This window comes from Streptomyces sp. NPDC047917 (assembly GCF_043204345.1).
Classification (GTDB): Bacteria; Actinomycetota; Actinomycetes; order Streptomycetales; family Streptomycetaceae; genus Streptomyces; species Streptomyces sanglieri.
In genome coordinates, this window is sequence record NZ_JBIDCA010000016.1 from 176,094 (window position 1) to 196,533 (window position 20,440).

Here is a 20,440-nt window from a genome sequence, read left to right on the forward strand (position 1 = left end):
GAACCGTCACACCGAACCATGGGACGTCATGCAGATTCGCGATCTTCCCTACCCAGATCCAGGCGATCCCGATGTCCGGTCAGGTCCTCGCTTCCTGCTCTGGCTCGGCCGCAATCAGCTCAAGGGCCAGCTCGCAGCCATGTCCTGGGGCCTGCTGCACCAGTGCTCCATCGCCGGTCTGCCACCCGCGGTCGGCTTCGCCGTCCAGGCGGTCGTCGACCGTTCCGGCAGCCGGCTCGCCTGGGCGGGCGGGCTGATCGCGGTACTGGGCGTGCTGATGGCGGTGGGCGACACGATGCTGCACCGGACGGCGATCACCAACTGGATCACTGCGGCCGCCCGGGTCCAGCAACTGCTGGCCCGTAAGACCGCGGAGCTCGGTTCGGCGCTGACGCGTCGGGTCGCGGCGGGCGAAGTGGTCGCTGTTTCCACAGGTGATGTGGAGAAGATCGGCTGGTTCGTCGAGGCGCTCTCGCGGTTCGCCGCGGCGGCCGCGGCGCTGGTGCTGATCTGTGTGGGACTCGTGCTGTACCTGCCGTCGCTGGGCGTCCTGGTGGCGGTCGCCGTACCGCTGCTGGCCCTCGCCGTGCTGCCGCTGCTCCCCCGGGCGACCCGGCGCGCGGATCTTCAGCGCGAGAAGGCGGGCAAGGCCACGGAGCTGGCCTCGGACACCGTGGCGGGGCTGCGGGTGCTGCGTGGGATCGGTGGCGAGGAGCTGTTCCTCGGCCGCTACCGGCGTGCCTCCCAGGAGGTCCGCGAGGCCGCGGTGCGCAGCGCCCGGATGTGGTCGCTGATCTCGGCGATCCAGGTGCTGCTGCCGGGCGTGCTGCTGATCTCGCTGGTCGTGTACGGGGCGGTGCTGGCCCGGGACGGCCGGATCGAGGTCGGCCAGCTGGTCACGGTGTACAGCGCGGCGACCCTGATGCTGTTCCCGCTCCGCCACTTCGAGGAGATCGCGATGGCGTACTCCTTCTCCCGGCCGTCCGCCCGGCGTGCGGTCCGGGTGCTGTCGTTGCGGCGCACGACCGAGCCGTCGGGTGCCGGTGCCGCACCGGCCGTGGATTCCGCACCGACCGGCGATCTGTACGACCCGGTCACCGGCGTGCTGGCCCCGGACGGTCTGTTCACCGCGGTGGTCTGCGGGGATCCGGACGAGGCGGGCCGGCTGGCCGAGCGGCTCGGCGGGCACGCCCAGGCGGACACCGACCCGGACGAGGACGGTCCCGCCGCGGCGGAGGGCGCGGACGCCGCCGTACGGGACCGGGAGACCGGGGCACGGACGGCCCCGTCCGTCCTGCTCGGCGGTGTGCCGCTGGACGACCTCCCGCTGGATGCCGCCCGGACCGCGGTGCTGGTCCAGGACAAGGACCCGGTGCTGCTCTCGGGGACGCTGCGCGAGCTGCTGGACGTTCCGTCGTCCGGCCGGGTCACCGCCGAGGACGCGCTGACGGCGGCGCAGTGCGCCGATGTGCTGGACTCCCTGGCGCAGGCGTCCGCCGCCACGGACGGCGACCCGATGACGACCCGGATCACCGAGCGCGGCCGGTCCCTCTCGGGCGGCCAGCGCCAGCGGCTGGCGCTGGCCCGCTCCCTGGTGGCCGACCCGGAGGCACTGGTGCTCGACGAGCCGACCTCCGCGGTCGACTCGCACACCGAGGCCCGGGTCGCCGCCGGCATCAAGGCGCTGCGCCAGGGCCGTACCACCGTGGCGTTCGCCTCCTCGCCCCTGCTGCTCGACCTCGCGGACCGGGTGGTGCTGGTGCACGGGGGCACCGTCGTCGCGGTCGGCGGGCACCGTGAGCTCCTGCACACGGACCCCCGCTACCGGGCGGTCGTGACACGTGAGACGGACGACGAGATCGAGGCCCCGACCTCCCGGGGCGCGACCGCAACGATCGAGGAAATCGAGGAACGGGCATGATCGGCGTCGCAGTACCGGCGTACGACCCGGCCGCGCCGGAGTCGGCTACGACCCTGCCGGTCGGCACCCCCACCACCGTGCGGAGCTATGTACGGGAGCTGTTGCGGCGCCATCGCGGGCGGTTCACCGTGCTCGTCGCGTTCAACGCCGTCGCGGTGATCGCGTCGATCGTCGGCCCGTATCTGCTGGGCGGGCTGGTCGAGGACCTCTCCGAGGGGGTGCGCGACCTTCATCTGGGGCGCGTCGCCGGGGTGTTCGCGCTCGCGCTGATCGTGCAGACGGTGTTCACCCGGCTGATGCGGCTGCGCAGCGCGATGCTCGGTGAGGAGATGCTGGCCGATCTGCGCGAGGACTTCCTCGTACGGTCGGTGGGGCTGCCGCCGGGGGTGCTGGAGCGGGCCGGTACCGGCGATCTGCTCTCCAGGATCACCACGGACATCGACCGGCTGGCCAACGCGATGCGCGAGGCCGTGCCGCAGCTGGCGATCGGTGTGGTGTGGGCGGGGCTGCTGCTGGGCGCTCTCACCGTGACGGCTCCGCCGCTGGCGCTCTCGGTGCTGATCGCGCTGCCCGTGCTGATCCTCGGCTGTCGCTGGTACTTCAGGCGGGCGCCGTCCGCGTACCGTTCGGAGGCCGCTGGATACGCGGCGGTCGCCGCGATGCTCGCGGAGACCGTGGATGCCGGACGGACCGTGGAGGCGCACCGGCTGGGTGCGCGCCGGGTCGCGCTGTCGGACACCCGTATCCGGCAGTGGACCGCATGGGAGCGGTACACGCTCTTCCTCCGTTCCGTTCTCTTTCCCGTCATCAATGTCACCTATGTGACGATTCTGGGCGCGGTGCTGATGCTCGGCGGTTGGTTCGTCATCGAGGGCTGGCTGAGCGTGGGGCAGCTGACGACGGGCGCGCTGCTGGCGCAGATGATGGTCGATCCGATCGGTCTGATCCTGCGCTGGTACGACGAGTTGCAGGTCGCTCAGGTGTCGCTGGCCCGGTTGGTCGGGGTGCGGGACATCGAGCCGGACGCGGGCGACGCGGAGGTCGTCCCGGACGGCCGCGATGTCCGTGCCGACGAGGTGCGCTTCGGGTACCGCGCCGGGCTCGACGTGCTGCACCGGGTGTCACTGGACGTCGCGCCGGGTACGCGCATGGCCCTGGTCGGCCCGTCCGGCGCGGGCAAGTCCACGCTGGGCCGGCTGCTGGCCGGTATCTACGCCCCGCGTGCGGGCGAAGTGACGCTCGGTGGCGCCGAGTTGTCGCGGATGAAGGCGGAGGACGTACGTACGCATGTGGCGCTGGTCAACCAGGAGCACCATGTGTTCGTCGGTTCGCTGCGCGACAATCTGCTGCTGGCCCGGACGGGAGCCGAGGACGCCGAGCTGTGGGCGTCGCTGGCGGCGGTCGACGCGGACGGCTGGGCGAAGGCCCTGGAGGCGGGGCTGGACACCGAGGTCGGCTCCGGCGGCCTGGCACTGACCCCGGCGCAGGCCCAGCAGATCGCACTGGCCCGGCTGGTCCTGGCCGATCCGCACACACTGGTGCTGGACGAGGCGACGTCCCTGCTGGACCCGCGGGCCGCCCGCCATCTGGAGCGTTCACTGGCCCGGGTGCTGGACGGCCGCACGGTCGTGGCGATCGCCCACCGGCTGCACACCGCGCACGACGCGGACGTGATCGCGGTGGTGGAGCGCGGCCGGATCAGCGAGCTGGGCAGCCATGACGAGCTGGTGGCGGCGGACGGCGCGTATGCGGCGCTCTGGCGGTCCTGGCACGGGTGAGAGGGCGGTGGCGCTGCCGGCCGTGAGTCCGCGCAGCTGCGGGGTGGGCCTCAGCCGGCATCCGCGTTCCGGCGCAGCCCCAGGCAGCTCCACCGCACACCCGGCCGGGCGTGCAGGTCCTCACGCCCGGCGAGGCGCACCGGGTCCAGGCCGTGGCTACGGGCGAGTGCGACGGTCTCGTCCGCCGAGACGTCGAACATCCGCCGTCCCGCAGGGACCGGACCGTGTCTCAGGGAGAGGAACACCTGGCCGCCGGCCGCGAGAAGGCCGGCGATGCTCTTCATCCCGGACTCCCGCTGACGGCTGTCCAGATGCATCCAGACAGCCGTCAGAAGGATCAGGTCGAACCGCGCGTCCAGGCCGCGGAGCACCCGTAGCTCCGGCAGCGAGTCGTCGATCCACTCGATGGCCCGGTCCGCGTGGATCCGACGGCCGAGCGAGCGCAGCTCCGCGGTCGGCTCGACGGCGAGGACCCGGTGTCCCAGGCCGGCCAGCGCCGCGGCGTCGCGTCCGCTGCCCGCACCGATGTCCAGGACGGCACCGGGCCGGGAGGGGAACAGATCGAGCACTTCGCGGTGGACCTCCGCGAAGGACACGCTCTCGTACTGCTCCGCGAGCACAGCGGCCGCTTCGGCATAGCCCGCGGTGCCGGCCGGGCTCTCCGGCCTCCTCCCGGTCAAATGAAGTTCAGAGCGGCCGCGCCGCCCACTCCCCCGAGCACCATGAACACCGGCATCAGCACCTTCAGCTCCACCCAGCTCCCGGCCCGGAACCGCATGGCCTTCGGCGGGCCGATCGGGTACCAGCGCTTGCGGCCGATCGGGATGGGCCACAGGATCGGGCAGCCGGAGACGGTCAGCGCGTCGCCGATGTCGTGGACGAGGGCGCCGAGCACGATGGGAAGGCCGAGCCAGAGGTACTCCTGGCCGGGGGCGGTGAACAGCCAGTCCGAGCCGTTGCCCGCCTTGTCGAGGACTCCGGCCAGTATCCAGGCGCTGGTCGCGCCGAGCAGCCAGACCAGGACGTCGCTGGACATCCGGGCGGCCCGCCACAGCAGCCCTTCGACGGCGAGCACCAGGTGGACGAAGAGGATCGCCAGGACCGCCCACCGGCCGCCGGTGACCGCCGCGGCGGAGGCCCCGGCGCCGATCAGGACCGCCCACACCCAGGTGTGGGTCAGCGTCCGGTGGCCGCCGTTGCGGCCGGAGTCGCCGCGCATCTTGGTCGCCTTGTAGACGGCGTGCGAGAGCTTGTCGACGATCTCGCAGAGCCCCCGGGACACCGGCCCGAAGGCGCGTGAGATGGTCGCGGACTTGTGGTCGAGGTCCGGGGCGAGCGCGGCCCCGGCGGTGATCAGTGCCCCGACGACGAGGACGGGCCACGGCATCGCATGGCCGGCGGCCGCCGCCGCCGCGCCCACCCCCAGCCAGGCCGCTGCCCCCGACAGAGAGTGTGCCGGTCCCATCATGGTTCTTCCCGCCCCCAGAGTCGTGTCACTGTCATTGCCGCCCGGGCACGGGCGAGTTGAGTGGGAAGCGTATCGCCCATGATCTTCATACCGTCGTCCGGTTCCCTCATCCGGGCGGAAGGCAGGCAAGATGGGGGCGTGACCCTTATCGATCAGCTGCCCCCGACCGACGACCCCGACGCCCTCTTCGAGGCTTTCTCGTCATGGACCGAGACGCAGGGCATCACCCTCTATCCGGCCCAGGAGGAGGCGCTGATCGAGGTGGTCTCCGGCGCGAACGTGATCCTTTCCACCCCGACCGGCTCCGGAAAGAGCCTGGTCGCGGCGGGTGCGCACTTCACCGCGCTGGCCCAGGACAAGGTCACCTTCTACACCGCGCCGATCAAGGCGCTGGTGTCGGAGAAGTTCTTCGACCTGTGCAAGCTGTTCGGTACGGAGAACGTCGGCATGCTCACCGGCGACGCCTCGGTCAACGCCGACGCCCCGGTGATCTGCTGCACGGCCGAGGTGCTGGCCTCCATCGCGCTGCGGGACGGCAAGTACGCCGACATCGGCCAGGTCGTGATGGACGAGTTCCACTTCTACGCCGAGCCGGACCGCGGCTGGGCCTGGCAGATCCCGCTGCTGGAGCTGCCGCAGGCCCAGTTCATCCTGATGTCGGCGACGCTCGGCGACGTCCGGATGTTCGAGGAGGACCTGACCCGCCGCACCGGCCGCCCCACCTCCGTGGTGCGCTCGGCGACCCGGCCGGTCCCGCTCAGCTACGAGTACCGGCTGACCCCGATCACCGAGACCCTCACCGAGCTCCTGGACACCAGGCAGTCGCCCGTCTACATCGTGCACTTCACCCAGGCCGCGGCCGTCGAGCGGGCGCAGTCGCTGATGAGCATCAACATGTGCACCAAGGAGGAGAAGGAGAAGATCGCCGATCTGATCGGCAACTTCCGCTTCACCACCAAGTTCGGCCAGAACCTCTCCCGCTATGTGCGGCACGGCATCGGGGTGCACCACGCGGGCATGCTGCCGAAGTACCGGCGTCTGGTGGAGAAGCTCGCCCAGGCCGGTCTGCTGAAGGTGATCTGCGGTACGGACACCCTCGGCGTCGGTGTCAACGTCCCCATCCGCACGGTGCTGTTCACCGCGCTCACCAAGTACGACGGCACCCGGGTGCGTACGCTGCGCGCCCGGGAGTTCCACCAGATCGCCGGCCGCGCGGGCCGGGCCGGCTTCGACACGGCGGGCTTCGTCGTGGCACAGGCGCCCGAGCACGTCATCGAGAACGAGAAGGCCGTCAAGAAGGCCGGCGACGACCCGAAGAAGAAGCGCAAGGTGGTCCGCAAGAAGGCCCCCGAGGGCTTCGTCGCCTGGTCGGAGACCACGTTCGACAAGCTGATCCAGTCCGACCCGGAGCCGCTGACCTCCCGCTTCCGGGTCACGCACACCATGCTGCTGTCCGTGATCGCACGTCCCGGCAATGCCTTCGAGGCGATGCGGCACCTGCTGGAGGACAACCACGAGCCGCGCCGGGCGCAGCTGCGCCACATCCGCCGGGCCATCGCGATCTACCGCTCGCTGCTGGACGGCGGTGTGGTGGAACAGCTCGACGAGCCGGACGCGGAGGGCCGGATCGTCCGGCTCACCGTCGATCTCCAGCAGGACTTCGCGCTCAACCAGCCGCTGTCGACCTTCGCGCTGGCCGCGTTCGACCTGCTGGACCCGGACTCCCCCTCGTACGCCCTGGACATGGTCTCCGTCGTCGAGTCGACGCTCGACGACCCCCGTCAGATCCTGGCCGCGCAGCAGAACAAGGCGCGCGGCGAAGCCGTCGGGCAGATGAAGGCGGACGGTGTCGAGTACGAGGAGCGGATGGAGCTGCTCCAGGAGGTCACGTACCCGAAGCCGCTGAGCGAGCTGCTGTGGCACGCCTACGACGTGTACCGCAGGAGCCACCCGTGGGTGGGCGACCACCCGGTCTCGCCGAAGTCCGTGATCCGTGACATGTACGAACGTGCCATGACGTTCACGGAGTTCACCTCCAACTACGAGCTGGCCCGTACCGAGGGCATCGTGCTGCGGTATCTGGCCGGTGCGTACAAGGCGCTGGAGCACACCATCCCGGACGACATCAAGTCCGAGGACCTGGAGGATCTGATCGCCTGGCTGGGCGAGATGGTCCGTCAGGTGGACTCCAGCCTGCTCGACGAGTGGGAGCAGCTCGCCAACCCGGAGGTGGAGACCGCCGAGGAGGCGCAGGAGCGGGCCGACGAGGTGAAGCCGGTGACGGCCAACGCCCGCGCCTTCCGGGTGCTGGTGCGCAACGCGATGTTCCGCCGGGTCGAGCTGGCCGCGCTGGACAAGGTGGGCGAGCTCGGCGCCCTGGACGGCGAGGCGGGCTGGGACGAGGACGCGTGGGGCGATGCGATGGACGCCTACTGGGACGAGTACGACGACCTGGGCACCGGCCCGGACGCCCGCGGTCCGAAGCTGCTGAAGATCGACGAGGACGCGGCGCACGGGCTGTGGCGGGTCCGGCAGACCTTCGCCGATCCGAACGGCGACCACGACTGGGGCATCAGCGCGGAGATCGATCTGACCGCCTCCGACGAGGAGGGCCGGGCCGTCGTCCGAGTGACCTCCGTCGGTCAGCTGTGAGGGCGTACGCCGCGGGGGCTGCGCCGCTGCGGGAGTGGGGACGAACGGCATGACGAATCCCGCCGAGCGCCTGGTCGATCTGCTCGACCTGGAGCGGATCGAGGTCAACATATTCCGTGGCCGCAGCCCCCAGGAGTCCCTGCAACGGGTCTTCGGCGGGCAGGTCGCCGGACAGGCCCTGGTGGCGGCCGGCCGGACCACCGACGGGGACCGGCCGGTCCATTCGCTGCACGCGTACTTCCTCCGCCCGGGGCGGCCGGGGGTGCCGATCGTCTACGAGGTGGAGCGCGTCCGGGACGGCCGGTCGTTCACCACCCGCCGGGTCACCGCCGTCCAGCAGGGCCGGACGATCTTCAATCTGACGGCGTCCTTCCACCGGCCGGAGGAGGCGGGCTTCGAGCACCAGCTGCCGCCGGCCCGCGAGGTCCCGGACCCCGAGGAGCTTCCGACCGTCGCCGAGGAGGTCCGTGAGCACCTGGGCTCGCTGCCGGACGCGCTTGAGCGAATGGCCCGGCGGCAGCCGTTCGACATCCGGTACGTCGACCGACTGCGCTGGACGAAGGAGGAGGTCAGGGACGCCGATCCGCGCAGCGCGGTGTGGATGCGCGCGGTCGGCCCGCTGGGCGACGACCCGCTGGTGCACACCTGCGCGCTGACGTACGCCAGTGACATGACGCTCCTGGACGCGGTCCGTATCCCGGTGGAGCCGCTGTGGGGGCCGCGCGGCTTCGACATGGCCTCGCTGGACCATGCCATGTGGTTCCACCGTCCGTTCCGTGCGGACGAGTGGTTCCTCTACGACCAGGAGTCGCCGGTCGCGACGGGCGGCCGGGGACTGGCCCGTGGCCGGATCTACGACCGGGGCGGCAATCTGCTGGTGTCCGTGGTGCAGGAGGGGCTGTTCCGCCGTCTCGGTGGGTAGCCGTGTCCGGCTCAGATGCCGGGCAGCGGGTCCTGCTCGACCTCGTGGCGGCGGGTGCGGATGTCCGGGGGCGCCGGGTGGAGCTTGGCGTCACAGGCGGGGCCGAGGCCGGTGCGGCGTGAGGCCGTGCCGGTGAGCGGGCGGCCGCACATGCGGCAGCGCACCACCCGTCGCCGGGCGGTCCGGCCGCTCTGCTCGTCCTCGGGCGAGGGCTCGGCTCCGGCGACGGCGCCGGGAAGCGGTTCGGGGAAGGGTTCGGCGGACTCCACGGATCGATCTTCTCAGGGTGCCCGTCTACTGTGCGACATCCGAGCACATGACGGAGGAGTTCCCTGGTGACCAGCGTGCTGACGACGAAACCGGTGTCCCGGCCGACGAGGAACGGCAGGACGGAGGGTCGGGCCACGCCCCCGGGGGTGCTGCCGCCCGTCGGCCATGTCGTCGAGTTCACCGACGCGCCGGGCGGCGAGTCGCGGGTGGTCGCCCATGTGGAGCGGGAACTGCCGGAGGGCGGGATACCCGCGTATCTGGCGGCCCGCAAGTCGGGGGTGCGTTCCTTCGTGCTGTGGGCCGACGCCGGGCGCCGGGCGCGGCTGGCCACCCTGGTCACCGTGTCCGCGGCCGACGGCGTCGCCACGTACCGGGTGCTGGGCGCGCAGGGCGAGCCGATCGGCACCCTGGTCCGCGAGAAAGCCCTCTACGGCAAGGGGTTGCGGACCCGCTGGACGGTCGCCCAGACGGGCTGCCCGGAGGCGGTCGGGTTCAAGGGCCGGATCTTCTGGTGGTACGTGTGGTGGCTGCTGCTGCCCGTCCAGGTGGCCATCGGCGTGGGCAGCCTGCTGTCCGGCGGCGGCGATGCGGCGCGCGGGCCGAGGCGGATCATCTGGCGGGCCGGCCGGGAGGTGCCGCTGGAGTTCTTCTCGGACGACGACGAGGTCCATGTCCACGCGCCGTGGGTCGACCGGCGGCTGGCGGCGGCCCTGAGCGCGCTGATCCGTACCTTCGACAGCTGGATGGGCACGCCCTGGGACGACGAGCGGCGGTGAGCCCGGCCCGCGCGGCCCGGACCGCACCGGCCGGAGCGGTCAGGAGTTGAGGATCCTCGCCTTCTGGGCCTCGAACTCGCTCTCGCTCAGCACACCCTGGCTCTTGAGATCACCGAGGTCCTTGAGCTGGGCGATCTTGTTGCTCATCTCGTCCTCCGGCGCCACGGACGTGGGCGGGGGCGCCGCGGCGGCGGGCCGGGCCTGCGCCTGTTCGGCGTCCTGCTGTGCCCAGCGGCCCGCCTGGCGCCGGGAGACCCGGTTGGAGACCGAGGTGGCGGTTCCGGCGATCACCGCTGTACGGGCGACGCCGCGAAGAAGGCCTGGCATGGTGCATCTCCTCTGACTGGCTGGTGCGGGGGCGGCCGACCGGCTGGTGCGGGGCCGGTGACCGGCCGGTGCGGGGCCGGGAGGACCGGTCGGCGCCGCCGCGGCTGATCGGGATCGGATCAGGCCCCGGCGCCGGCCTCGGCCGCGTCGAGCGAGGCCAGGACCTCCTGTACCGGGATCCGTCCGTTGGCGACGAGCCGTCCCCCGGAGCGGCGCAGGGCGGCCGCGAACGGTCCGGCCCACACGTTCTCGTAGATGATGATCCCGGCCGCGCTGCCGGGTTCCAGGACCGTGCTCACCTCGTCGATGTCGTCCCGGCCCAGCAGGCCGGAGGACACCCCTTCGAACACGGCGAGTTCGTCGTGGCCGTCGCCGGTCAGCTCGGAGAGTTCCATCCCCGTGACCGTTCCGTCCTGGTTCTTCCTGACGAAGACCAGGTCCAGGATCCGGATGATTCCCCGGTCGACCAGGTCGACCAGCAGGGGCAGCCCCTCGCCCGTCATCCGGCTGCCCGGGAATTCGACCACCAGATAGTCGATCGGCCCCGTCTCGTCGGTCTCGCTGCTCACACCGGCTCCTCAGAATCTCGGCTGCCCCGGTACGGCCGGGGCCTGTGTCTCCGTCATTGGAGCAGTGGGCGGGCCGGTGCGCATCTCGGTCGTGGACGTGGGCGGGCACGCTCCCGGTTGCTCCGTCCGGTGGACAGCGGGTGACTCCGACGGCCCAGTGGTGCGAGCCCTGCCCCGTACCTCCCCCGCCGCCACCGATGGTGGACCCGCGCGGACGGCCTGCGGGGGCCGGCCCGGGGTCCCACGGGTTTCCGGGGACCGCCACGCGCGGGGTGACAGGAGACGGCGATGACCCAACGGGCGGACGCGGGCCGGCGGCGGATGCCGTTGCCCCTGCTGCGGGGCCAGAAGGCGCTGGTGACCGGGGCGAGCTCGGGCATCGGCCGGGCGACCGCGGTGGAGCTGGGACGGGCCGGTGCCGATGTCGTCGTCAACCATGTCGCGGGCCGCGAGGCGGCCGAGGACGTGGTGCGGGAGATCGAGTCCTTCGGTGTGCGGGCGTACGCCCACCGGGCGGATGTCTCCCGGGAGGATCAGGTCGTCGAGATGTTCGCCCGCATGGCCGAGGAGTTCGGCACGATCGACGTCCTGGTCGCCAACGCCGGACTGCAGCGGGACGCCGCCGCCGGGGAGATGACCCTGGACGAGTGGAACAAGGTGCTGGACGTCAATCTCACCGGGCAGTTCCTGTGCGCCCGGGAGGCGGTCAAGGAGTTCGACCGCCGCGGCGTCGTGCCCGGGGTGTCCCGCGCCGCCGGGAAGATCATCTGTATGAGCTCGGTCCACCAGATCATTCCGTGGGCCGGGCACGCGAACTACGCCGCGTCCAAGGGCGGCATCCTCATGATGATGCGGACCCTGGCCCAGGAATGCGCCCCCCGCGGCATCCGGGTCAACGCTGTGGCCCCCGGCGCCATCCGTACCCCCATCAACACCAGCGCCTGGGACACCCCCGAGGCCGAGGCCGAACTCCTCAAGCTGATCCCCTACCGCCGGGTGGGCGATCCGGCGGACGTCGCCGCCGCGGTGACGCTGCTGGCGTCCGACCTGATGGACTACGTCGTGGGCACCACGATCTACGTCGACGGCGGGATGACGCTCTACCCCGGCTTCGCCACCGGAGGCTGACCCCGTGGGAGGCAGGGGCATGACCGCTGATCAAGTAATGGTGGGCGTGGGGCTCATCGTGGTGCTGGCGGTCGGATCCCAGTTGCTGGCGAGCCGGCTGCGGGTGCCCGCACTGCTGATCCTGCTGCCGGTCGGATTCGCCGCCGGGGCGCTGACGGACACCGTCAACCCGGAGAAGCTGCTGGGCGAGGCCTTCGCCCCGCTGGTCTCGCTCGCGGTGGCGGTGATCCTCTACGAGGCCGGGCTCGGTCTGGAGCTCAGGCGACTGCGGGGCCACACCCGGCGCATCGTGGTCAGGCTGCTCTGGCTGGGGGCGCTCATCACCTGGCTGGCCGCCGCGCTGTTCGCGGTGCCGGTGCTGGACATGTCCAAGGGCGCGGCGGTGATGCTGGGCGCGATCCTCGTGGTGTCCGGTCCCACGGTCGTGGGGCCGCTGCTCAATTTCGTACGCCCCTCCGAGCGGTTGCAGCGCATCCTCGTCTGGGAGGGCTCCCTGATCGACCCGGTCGGCGGCATCCTGGGGGCGCTGGTCTTCCATGCCGTGGTCGCCGGTGAACTCAAGGGCTTCGGGAGCCAGTTGGAGCAGTTCGCGGCCAGCGCCGCGGTGGGTGCGATGGGCGGCGCGATCGGGGTCGGCGTGCTGTGGCTGCTGCTGCGCCACGTCCGGCCGAACGAGGAGCTGGCCACATCGGCGCAGATCGCCGCGGTGATCGGGATCGCCGCCGCCTGCGACGCGCTCCGCGAGGACACCGGGCTCATCTCGGCGGTCGTCATGGGGATGGCCATGGTGAATCTGCCGGGACTGGACATCCCGGCCCGCCGGCCGTTCCTGGACACGCTGGTCTCGCTGATCATCGGTCTGCTGTTCATCTCCATCTCGGCCACGGTCACCCCTGCCTCGCTGCGCCATGTGGTGCTGCCCTCGCTCGCGCTGGTCGCCCTCCTGGTGCTGGTGGTGCGCCCGCTCGTGGCCCTGGTGTCGACGGCCGGGACCGATGTGCGCGGCGGGGAACGGTGGTTCATCGGGTGGATGGCCCCGCGTGGCATCGTCGCCGCGGCGACCGCCTCCACGTTCTCGGCGACCCTGGTGGCGCGGGGCGTCGACGGCGCCGAGCGGATCCTTCCCGCGACCTTCGTGGTGATCGTCGCCACCGTCACGCTGTACGGCCTGACGGCGTTTCCGGTCGCCCGGCGGCTCGGGGTACTGCGCCCCGCCCGGTCCCGGCCGCTGCTGGTCGGCGGCTCGCCCTGGGCGGTCGATCTGGGGCGTGCCCTGCGCTCGGCGGGACTGGATGTGCTGATGTGGGCGGGCGCCGAGCGGCAGCGGGCCCGGATCGAGGAGGCCGGGCTGCCCCTGGCGCCGGGCGAGCTGCTCGCGGCGGCCTCGGGCGCCGGCGCGGAACTGGAGGGCATCACCGGTGTGCTGCTGCTCACCGAGGAGGACGACTTCAACGCCCTCGCCGCCATGACCCTGCGGGAGAGCGTCGAGGGCCCGGTGCACCGGCTCGGCCCGGCCGCCGGCAGCCAGGGGGTGGTGGCGCCGTACACCGGGGGCGAGCCGCTCTTTTGTACCGGCCTGACCGGGCCGGAGCTGGCCCGCCGGTACGAGGCCGGGGCCCGGGTGACGACCCGGCGGGCCGACGGCGCAGTCCCGGCCGGGCACGAAGTGCTGTTCGTCGTCCGCGCCGACGGGCGGCTCGTCCCGGTCACCCCCGCACACACCCCTCCGGCGCAACCGGGCGACGTCTCCGTCCTGCTCGGCCCGCCGTCCCGGCAGCCGTCGCGCTGAGCACCGTCAGCGGCGCTCCTCGGCGCGGGCCCGGTCCAGGGCCTCGTCGAGGGTGCGGGCCGCCGTGATGAGCGACAGGTGGGTGAACGCCTGCGGGAAATTGCCGAGTTGCTCGCCACTGGGGCCGATCTCCTCGGCGAACAGGCCGACGTGGTTGGCGTATGTGAGCATCTTCTCGAAGGTGTACCGGGCCATCCGCAGCCGGCCGGCGCGGACCAGGGCGTCCACGTAGAGGAACGTACAGAGGCTGAACGTGCCCTCGGAGCCCCGCAGCCCGTCCGGGGACGCGGCGGGGTCGTAGCGGTAGACGAGGCTGTCGGAGACGAGCGTGTGGTCCATCGCGTCGAGCGTGGCGAGCCAGTCCGGGTCCTTCGGGGCGAGGAACCCCACCCTGGGGATCAGCAGCAGCGAGGCGTCCAGCACCCCGCCGCCGTAGTACTGGACGAAGGCCTGCTCGGACTCGTCCCAGCCGCGTTCCATGACCTGTTCGAGGATGGCGTCCCTGGCACCGGTCCAGCGGGCGGTGTCGGCGGGTCTGCTGAGCTCGGCGGCCAGCCGCAGGCCGCGGTCGAACGCCGCCCAGCACATCACCCTGCTGTAGGTGAAGTCCTGCCGACCGCCGCGGGTCTCCCAGATGCCCTCGTCGGGCCGGTCCCAGCGGTCCACGAGCCAGTCGAGGGTCCGGGCGACGACCTGCCAGCCCCGGTAGCCCGCCTGAACGCCCACCTCCCGGCCCTCGGACAGGGCGTAGAGGGCCTCGCCGTAGATGTCGAGCTGCAACTGGTCGGCGGCGGCATTGCCGAGCCGTACCGGGTACGAGCCCCGGTAGCCCTCGAAGTGGGGCAGGAGCTCCTCCGTCAGCAGTGGTTCCCCGTCGACCCGGTACATGATCCGCAGTGCCTCTTCCCCGTTGTCCTGCCGGAGCCGGTCGCCCAGCCAGTGGGTGAAGGCGATGGCCTCGTCCACGAACCCGAGGTCGAGCAGGGCCCGGACCGACAGCGAGCCGTCCCTGACCCAGGCGTAGCGGTAGTCCCAGTTGCGTTCGCCGCCCACCTGCTCGGGCAGGCCCATCGTCGCGGCGGCGACCGGTGCGCCGGAGGGGGCGTAGGTGAGCAGCTTGAGCGTGATGGCGGACCGGTTGACCATCTCGGACCAGCGGCCCCGGTAGCGGGAGTTGCGCACCCATCGCTGCCAGAAGTCGACGGCTTCCCAGAGCTGTTCCGTGACGGCGTCGGCATCCGGCTCCGGCGGCGCGGGACCGTCGGGGGCGCAGACGGTGAGGACCGCGGCCGCCGACTCGCCGACGCCCAGCACCACTTCGCCCACGATGTCCCGGCCGTCTCGGACCACCGGGAATCCGGTGGTGCGCAGGTGTGCGGTGATCCCCGGGGAACGGAAGACGGCTCCCGTAGGACTTGGATCGAGTTCATGGGAGGCCCGGCCGTAGTCGAACCGGGGCCGGCACTCCATCGCGAACCGGACGGTCCCGCGCACCGCGCGGACGCCCCTCACCAGGGTGTGCCGGTCGGTGGGGACCCCGGTGCGTTCGGGCGGCATCCAGTCGAACACCTCGCCGACGCCGTCCGGCGACATGAAGCGGGTGACCAGGACCGCGGTGTCCGGGTAGTAGAGCTGCCGGCAGGAGACCCCGGGGTCGTCGGGCGCCAGCCGGAAGTAGCCGCCGCCGTCGTGGTCGAGCAGTGCGGCGAAGATGCTGGGGGAATCGAACCTCGGCGCGGCGAACCAGTCGACGACTCCCTGCGAGGAGACCAGGGCCGCGGTCTGCAGGTCGCCCACCAGCCCGTGTTCGGCGATGGGAGGGTACCGGTCCATGAGTGTCCGTTCCCGGGGCCCATGGCATCCGTTTCCCGGACGGGCCCCCTCCGCCTTCCACTATCCGCCCGGCGCCCCGTGCCCGCCCCTCCGGGCGGTACGGCGGTAACGGCCCGGATCCGGCTTGTTACGGGCGGCGTCCAGATGATGCCGGAACCGGGCCGAGCCGCGATGATCGGACGCAGGGCACGGGCGCGCCGATCGGTGCGGTGCCCGGCCGGGCCCGTCCGGTCCTCGGTGCCCGCCGTGCGGCGCACGCCCGTGAAACAGTCAGGAGGGCCCGATGCCGCAGGACGCGAACCCGATGCTCAGGACGGCACCGGATGCGACGCCCGAACAGCGAGCGGCCCTCGGCAGGGCGGCACGGCGGTCGACGCCCAGGTCGAGCCACGCCGAGTTCGAACCGCCGGCCGACCGGCCCGACCCGTTGGCCGTCCTCGAAGCCCAGTCCGCGACGCGGCTGCCCGAACTCGTACCGATCCGCTACGGCCGGATGATCGAGTCGCCGTTCCGCTTCTACCGGGGTGGCGCCGCGATCATGGCCGCCGACCTGGCCACCACAGGCGACTCCGGGATCAGGGCGCAACTGTGCGGGGACGCCCATCTGCTGAACTTCCGGCTGCTCGCCTCGCCCGAGCGGAATCTGCTGTTCGACATCAACGACTTCGACGAGACGTCGCCCGGTCCCTGGGAGTGGGACGTCAAACGCCTGGCGGCCAGCTTCGTCATCGCCGGACGCGCGAACGGTTTCACCGAGCGGGAGCGCGCGGACATCGTGCTGACCACGGTGCGGTCGTACCGGGAGTCGATGATCCGGTTCGCCGGCATGCGCAACCTCGATGTCTGGTACGCCCGGATCGACATCCGCCGCCTCGAAGCGCTGGCCGCCCAGCAGTTGGCGAAGCGCGGCCGCAGGAAGCTGGCCCGTTTCGCGGCGAAGGCCCGCACCCGGGACAGTCTCCAGGCCTTCGACAGGCTCACCGGGACGGTGGACGGGCAGTCGCGCATCGCGGCGGACCCGCCACTGCTCGTACCGGTCGCCGATCTGCTGCCGGAGGGCGAGCGGGAGGCGATGCAGGAGCAGTTCCGCGCCCTGGTCTCGCACTACGGCCGCAGCCTGCCGTCGGACCGGCGGACCCTGCTCTCCGACTTCCGGTTCGTGGACATGGCACGCAAGGTGGTCGGCGTCGGCAGCGTGGGCACGCGTTGCTGGATCATCCTGATGCTCGGCAGGGACGGTGGGGATCCGCTCCTCCTCCAGGCCAAGGAGGCCGGAACCTCGGTGCTCGCGCCCCACGCCGGCGCCGGCCCGTACCGGAACCAGGGCGAGCGGGTGGTCGCGGGGCAGCGGCTGATGCAGGCGGCGAGCGACATCTTCCTCGGCTGGGAGCGGGTGGACGGGATCGACGGCAGGCGCCGCGACTTCTACGTACGCCAGTTGCGCGACTGGAAGGGCATCGCCGAGCCGGAGGACATGGTGCCGTCCGGCATGCGGGTGTTCGGCGAGGCGTGCGGCGCCACCCTGGCCCGCGCCCACGCGCGTTCCGGCGACCGGATCGCCATCGCGGCGTACCTGGGACGCGGTCCCTCGTTCGACCGGGCGCTGGTCCGCTTCGCCGAGAAGTACGCCGACCTCAACGAGCGGGACCACGGGGCGCTGGTCGACGCGGTGCGGGCGGGCCGGCTCCCCGCCGCCCTGGACCGCTGAGCCGCTTGGCCGGTCCGGCCGTGCGCTGGTCCAGGCGGATGGCAGTACCGGAACCGGCGTATCCGTCCAGCGGGTGCATCGCGGATGAATCAGCGCATTGTGCTATCTCCTTGTGGACGCTTGTCGACGTTTGCGGAACAGCCCGTTCCGGACGGGTTGCGACGCCGAGGAGGCAACGACCATGTCGGCCGAACCCGCCGCGGCGGCGGACCCCGTCGCACGGATCCGCACCCGCGGCTACGCCGCGCTCCTCGTACTTGCGGCGGCTCTCGGCATCCCGGTCTCGGCGGTGGCGTTCGGTTTCCTGGCGCTCACCCACGAACTCCAGTCGCTGACCTACCACGACCTGCCCCGGGCGCTGGGGTTCGCCGGCACACCGTCCTGGTGGCCGGTGCCGCTGCTCGCCGTGGCCGGCCTGCTGGTCGGGCTGACCGTCCGCCGTCTGCCGGGGCGGGGCGGCCACCGGCCCGCCGACGGAATGGTGGCCACGGGGGCACCCTCGGCGGTGGAGCTGCCCGGCGTCGTGCTCGCGGCGATCGCCTCGCTCGGCCTCGGGGCGGTGCTCGGCCCCGAGGCGCCGCTCATCGCACTCGGCGGCGGACTGGCCGTGTACGCGGCGCGCCTGGTCAGGCCCGGCATCGGGCCCGGCCCCAGCGCGGTGATGGGGGCCGCGGGGAGCTTCGCCGCGATCAGCGCGCTGCTGGGCTCGCCGCTCCTGGGGGCCTTTCTGCTGATGGAGGCCTCGGGGCTGGCCGGGATGATGCTCGGAATGGTCCTGGTGCCGGGGCTCCTCGCGGCCGGCATCGGCGCGCTCATCTTCACCGGACTCGGCTCCTGGACCGGGCTCGGGACGTACTCCCTGGCGCTGCATCAGGTGCCCCGGGCAGCGGGGCCGGACATCGCGCAGTTCGGCTGGGCCGTCGTCCTGGGGCTGGCCGCGGCCTTCGTCGGCACGGGCATCCAGCGGCTCGCCGGTTTCCTCCAGGAGCGGGTGGAGCGGCGGACCGTGACGGCCACCGCCGTCATGGGCGCGGTCGTCGGCGTGGCCGCGCTCGTGTACGCGCAGGGCACCGGACGGGACGCGTCCGAGGTGCTCTACTCCGGGGAGAACGCCCTCGATCCGTTGCTGGCGCAGAGTGCGGGGTACTCGGTGGGCACACTGGTGCTGCTGGTCGTCTGCAAGGCGGTGGCGTACTGCGCGTCCTTGAGCGGCTTCCGGGGAGGCCCGGTCTTCCCGGCGATGTTCGTGGGGGCGGCGGGCGGCATCGCCGTGTCCCATCTGCCGGGGCTGAACCTCACGTCGGGCTTCGCGATGGGCATCGGCGCCATGTGTGTGGCGATGCTCAAGCTCCCGATGACATCGGTGCTGCTGGCGACACTGCTGCTGGGGTCCGAGGGCCTCACCGTGATGCCGCTCGTGATCGTCTCGGTCGTGGTCTCCTACGTCGTCACGATCAGGCTCGCACCGTCCCCGGCCGGTGCCCGGCCGGATCGGGGATGACGGGCCTCCGCCGTGACCTCAGACGCTCTCCTTCTCCTGGAACGGATTCGAGCACAGCGCCCAGATGACGAAGACGTCGATGGCGATGAGCACGAGCGACCAGAGCGGGTAGTGGGGCAGCCACAGGAAGTTGGCGATCGCGCTCAGGCCCGCGAGCACGATGCCCACCACCCGCGCCCATGCGGCTCCGGTGAACAGCGCGCAGCCGGCGATCACGACGAGGATGCCGAGTGCGAGGTGGATCCAGCCCCAGCCGGTGAGGTTGAACCGGAAGAGATAGTCGCGGGTGGCGACGAACACGGCGTCCTTGGCTATGGCGGCGATTCCTTCGAGGATCGCCATCGCTCCGCCGAAGATCATCAGTACCGCCGCGAAGGCGGTCCCGCCGATCCGGAAGGGCTGGTGCGAACTCGAAGGGGCGGCGGGCGCCGCCGACGGTCCGCTGGTGGTACTGGCCATTGCGGCCTCCTCGGGCAACCGATCGACCCGGCGGACCGAGTGGGCCACCGGGACCTCCCCGACCAAGCGTGTCACGTCGGCACCCACCCGGCAGAACGGCCGTTCCCCGGGGTCGCAGCCGTCCGGCGATCCGTCTCCATACAGGGATATCATCTCCATGATGAGAGAAATCGAAGAGGCGGAGCCCGGCTCCGTCGATGCCCGGCTCGCCACGAGGCTGGGTGAACTGCGCGCCGGACGCGGCTGGTCGCTGGACGAGCTCTCGCGACGCAGCGGGGTGAGCCGGTCCACGCTGTCCCGGCTGGAACGCGGCGAGCTGAGCCCGACCGCCGCCCTGCTCGGCAGGTTGTGCACGGTATACGGGCGGACGATGTCCCGGCTGCTGCTGGAGGTGGAGGCGGAGCCCCCGCAGCTCGTCCCGGCGGCACGGCAACCGGTCTGGCGGGACGAGGCATCGGGCTTCGTGCGCCGATCGGTGTCGCCGCCGCACAGCGGCCTGCGCGCGGAGGTCGTCGAGGGCACCCTCGACGCGGGTGCCGCCATCACGTACGAGGACGCGCCGGTGTCCGGCGTGGAGCAGCACGTCTGGGTGCTGGAGGGAACGGTCGAGATCACCGTCGACGGCACCGTGCACACCGTGCACCGCGGCGACTGCCTCCGGTTCCGGCTGCGCGGTTCCTCGCACTTCCACTGCCCCGGGCCGGAGCGGGTCCGCTACGCCCTGATGATCGTTCTGCCGTGAGAGGACCCCGCACATGATCGAGATCACCCCCGTACACGGCCACGAACTGGTCACCTACGCCGACGAGTTGGCCGCGCTCCTGGTGGACACCGTGGACGGCGGATCGTCGGTGGGTTTCCTCGCGCCGCTGGACCGCGAGGTGGCCGCCGACTGGTGGCGGCAGCGGGCCGGGGCCGTCGACGCGGGCCGCCTCCAGGTCTGGATCGCCCGCGACGCGGAACGGGTCGCCGGGACCGTCGCGCTGGACCGGGCCGGGCTGCCCAACGCCCGGCACCGCGCGGAGGTGACCAAACTGATGGTGCGTCCGTCGGCCCGCGGCCGGGGCGTGGGCCGGTCGCTGCTCGACGCCGCCGAGCGGTCGGCCGCCGGGGCCGGTGTCACGCTGCTGGTGCTGGACACCGAGAGCGGAAGTCCGGCCGAGGGGCTCTACCGTTCGGCGGGCTGGACGCAGTGCGGCTCGATCCCGGACTACGCCGAGGACCCGGCCGGGGTACTGAGGCCGACGACGCTCTACTACAAGGCGATCGGCCCCGCGCAGGCGCTGCCCGGCCGGTGAGCGGCGCGCGGATCTCCGGGTCGGGGCACAGGAGTTCGGCA

At 72.0% G+C, this 20,440-nt stretch carries 18 protein-coding genes; 11 read left to right on the plus strand and 7 right to left on the minus strand.

Going from position 1 to position 20,440, the window contains the following annotated elements:
• Nucleotides 1–28: 28 nt before the first annotated feature.
• Together ACGF8B_RS34560 and ACGF8B_RS34565 are read left to right on the plus strand one after the other, a co-directional pair.
• Complete coding sequence (locus ACGF8B_RS34560; protein ID WP_392746148.1) at nucleotides 29–1,921, plus strand: ABC transporter transmembrane domain-containing protein; 1,893 nt, start codon at nucleotides 29–31, stop codon at nucleotides 1,919–1,921.
• Nucleotides 1,918–3,699 carry an ABC transporter ATP-binding protein gene (locus ACGF8B_RS34565; RefSeq protein WP_392746150.1) on the plus strand — a complete coding sequence of 594 codons (1,782 nt, stop codon included), beginning with the start codon at nucleotides 1,918–1,920 and terminating at the stop codon, nucleotides 3,697–3,699. Before ACGF8B_RS34560 ends, ACGF8B_RS34565 begins: the two co-directional genes overlap by 4 nt.
• Nucleotides 3,700–3,749: 50 nt before the next feature.
• Here the strand turns inward: ACGF8B_RS34565 and ACGF8B_RS34570 are convergent, their stop codons facing one another.
• The gene (locus ACGF8B_RS34570) at nucleotides 3,750–4,379 is read right to left on the minus strand and encodes a class I SAM-dependent methyltransferase (protein WP_392746151.1); all 630 of its coding nucleotides are present in this window, start codon (nucleotides 4,377–4,379) and stop codon (nucleotides 3,750–3,752) included.
• A complete protein-coding gene (locus tag ACGF8B_RS34575) occupies nucleotides 4,376–5,167 on the minus strand; it encodes a metal-dependent hydrolase (RefSeq protein ID WP_392746153.1) in 792 nt (263 codons plus the stop codon). The genes ACGF8B_RS34570 and ACGF8B_RS34575 overlap by 4 nt, the downstream gene beginning before the upstream one ends.
• Before the next feature lie 78 nt (nucleotides 5,168–5,245).
• On the opposite strand from ACGF8B_RS34575, the gene ACGF8B_RS34580 reads away from it, so the two are divergent.
• Nucleotides 5,246–7,819 carry a DEAD/DEAH box helicase gene (locus ACGF8B_RS34580; protein WP_392746155.1) on the plus strand — a complete coding sequence of 858 codons (2,574 nt, stop codon included), beginning with the start codon at nucleotides 5,246–5,248 and terminating at the stop codon, nucleotides 7,817–7,819.
• Nucleotides 7,820–7,868: 49 nt separating this feature from the next.
• On the plus strand, nucleotides 7,869–8,741 hold the full coding sequence (locus ACGF8B_RS34585) for an acyl-CoA thioesterase (RefSeq protein WP_392746156.1): 873 nt from the start codon (nucleotides 7,869–7,871) through the stop codon (nucleotides 8,739–8,741).
• Between the two features lie 11 nt (nucleotides 8,742–8,752).
• Here the strand turns inward: ACGF8B_RS34585 and ACGF8B_RS34590 are convergent, their stop codons facing one another.
• Nucleotides 8,753–9,010, minus strand: a complete 258-nt coding sequence (locus tag ACGF8B_RS34590) for a DUF6011 domain-containing protein (protein ID WP_392746157.1) — start codon at nucleotides 9,008–9,010, stop codon at nucleotides 8,753–8,755.
• Nucleotides 9,011–9,076: 66 nt separating this feature from the next.
• On the opposite strand from ACGF8B_RS34590, the gene ACGF8B_RS34595 reads away from it, so the two are divergent.
• Entirely contained in the window at nucleotides 9,077–9,787 is a 711-nt protein-coding gene (locus ACGF8B_RS34595) for a hypothetical protein (protein WP_392746158.1), read from the plus strand.
• Nucleotides 9,788–9,826: 39 nt separating this feature from the next.
• Here the strand turns inward: ACGF8B_RS34595 and ACGF8B_RS34600 are convergent, their stop codons facing one another.
• Nucleotides 9,827–10,114, minus strand: a complete 288-nt coding sequence (locus tag ACGF8B_RS34600) for an SHOCT domain-containing protein (protein WP_266692322.1) — start codon at nucleotides 10,112–10,114, stop codon at nucleotides 9,827–9,829.
• Between the two features lie 119 nt (nucleotides 10,115–10,233).
• A complete protein-coding gene (locus tag ACGF8B_RS34605) occupies nucleotides 10,234–10,683 on the minus strand; it encodes a DUF6325 family protein (RefSeq protein ID WP_392746159.1) in 450 nt (149 codons plus the stop codon).
• Between the two features lie 288 nt (nucleotides 10,684–10,971).
• Between ACGF8B_RS34605 and ACGF8B_RS34610 the strand changes: the two genes are divergently transcribed.
• Nucleotides 10,972–11,811: an SDR family oxidoreductase gene (locus ACGF8B_RS34610; protein ID WP_392746161.1), complete on the plus strand. Its 840-nt coding sequence runs from the start codon at nucleotides 10,972–10,974 to the stop codon at nucleotides 11,809–11,811.
• Nucleotides 11,812–11,830: 19 nt separating this feature from the next.
• Nucleotides 11,831–13,600, plus strand: coding sequence for a cation:proton antiporter (locus tag ACGF8B_RS34615; protein WP_392746162.1), 1,770 nt, complete (start codon nucleotides 11,831–11,833; stop codon nucleotides 13,598–13,600).
• Between the two features lie 6 nt (nucleotides 13,601–13,606).
• On the opposite strand, the gene ACGF8B_RS34620 is transcribed toward ACGF8B_RS34615, so the two are convergent.
• Nucleotides 13,607–15,433, minus strand: a complete 1,827-nt coding sequence (locus tag ACGF8B_RS34620; RefSeq protein ID WP_392746164.1) for a glycoside hydrolase family 15 protein — start codon at nucleotides 15,431–15,433, stop codon at nucleotides 13,607–13,609.
• 283 nt (nucleotides 15,434–15,716) lie between these two features.
• Between ACGF8B_RS34620 and ACGF8B_RS34625 the strand changes: the two genes are divergently transcribed.
• A complete protein-coding gene (locus ACGF8B_RS34625; RefSeq protein WP_392746166.1) occupies nucleotides 15,717–17,141 on the plus strand; it encodes a DUF2252 domain-containing protein in 1,425 nt (474 codons plus the stop codon).
• 181 nt (nucleotides 17,142–17,322) lie between these two features.
• Entirely contained in the window at nucleotides 17,323–18,642 is a 1,320-nt protein-coding gene (locus ACGF8B_RS34630) for a chloride channel protein (protein ID WP_392746168.1), read from the plus strand.
• A gap of 18 nt (nucleotides 18,643–18,660) precedes the next feature.
• Here the strand turns inward: ACGF8B_RS34630 and ACGF8B_RS34635 are convergent, their stop codons facing one another.
• On the minus strand, nucleotides 18,661–19,101 hold the full coding sequence (locus ACGF8B_RS34635; RefSeq protein ID WP_392746169.1) for a hypothetical protein: 441 nt from the start codon (nucleotides 19,099–19,101) through the stop codon (nucleotides 18,661–18,663).
• A gap of 157 nt (nucleotides 19,102–19,258) precedes the next feature.
• Here ACGF8B_RS34635 and ACGF8B_RS34640 point away from each other — a divergent pair, with 157 nt between their 5' ends.
• Together ACGF8B_RS34640 and ACGF8B_RS34645 are read left to right on the plus strand one after the other, a co-directional pair.
• On the plus strand, nucleotides 19,259–19,843 hold the full coding sequence (locus ACGF8B_RS34640) for a helix-turn-helix domain-containing protein (protein WP_392746170.1): 585 nt from the start codon (nucleotides 19,259–19,261) through the stop codon (nucleotides 19,841–19,843).
• A 13-nt stretch (nucleotides 19,844–19,856) separates the two neighbouring features.
• Nucleotides 19,857–20,399 carry a GNAT family N-acetyltransferase gene (locus ACGF8B_RS34645; protein WP_392746172.1) on the plus strand — a complete coding sequence of 181 codons (543 nt, stop codon included), beginning with the start codon at nucleotides 19,857–19,859 and terminating at the stop codon, nucleotides 20,397–20,399.
• Nucleotides 20,400–20,440 lie beyond the last annotated feature (41 nt).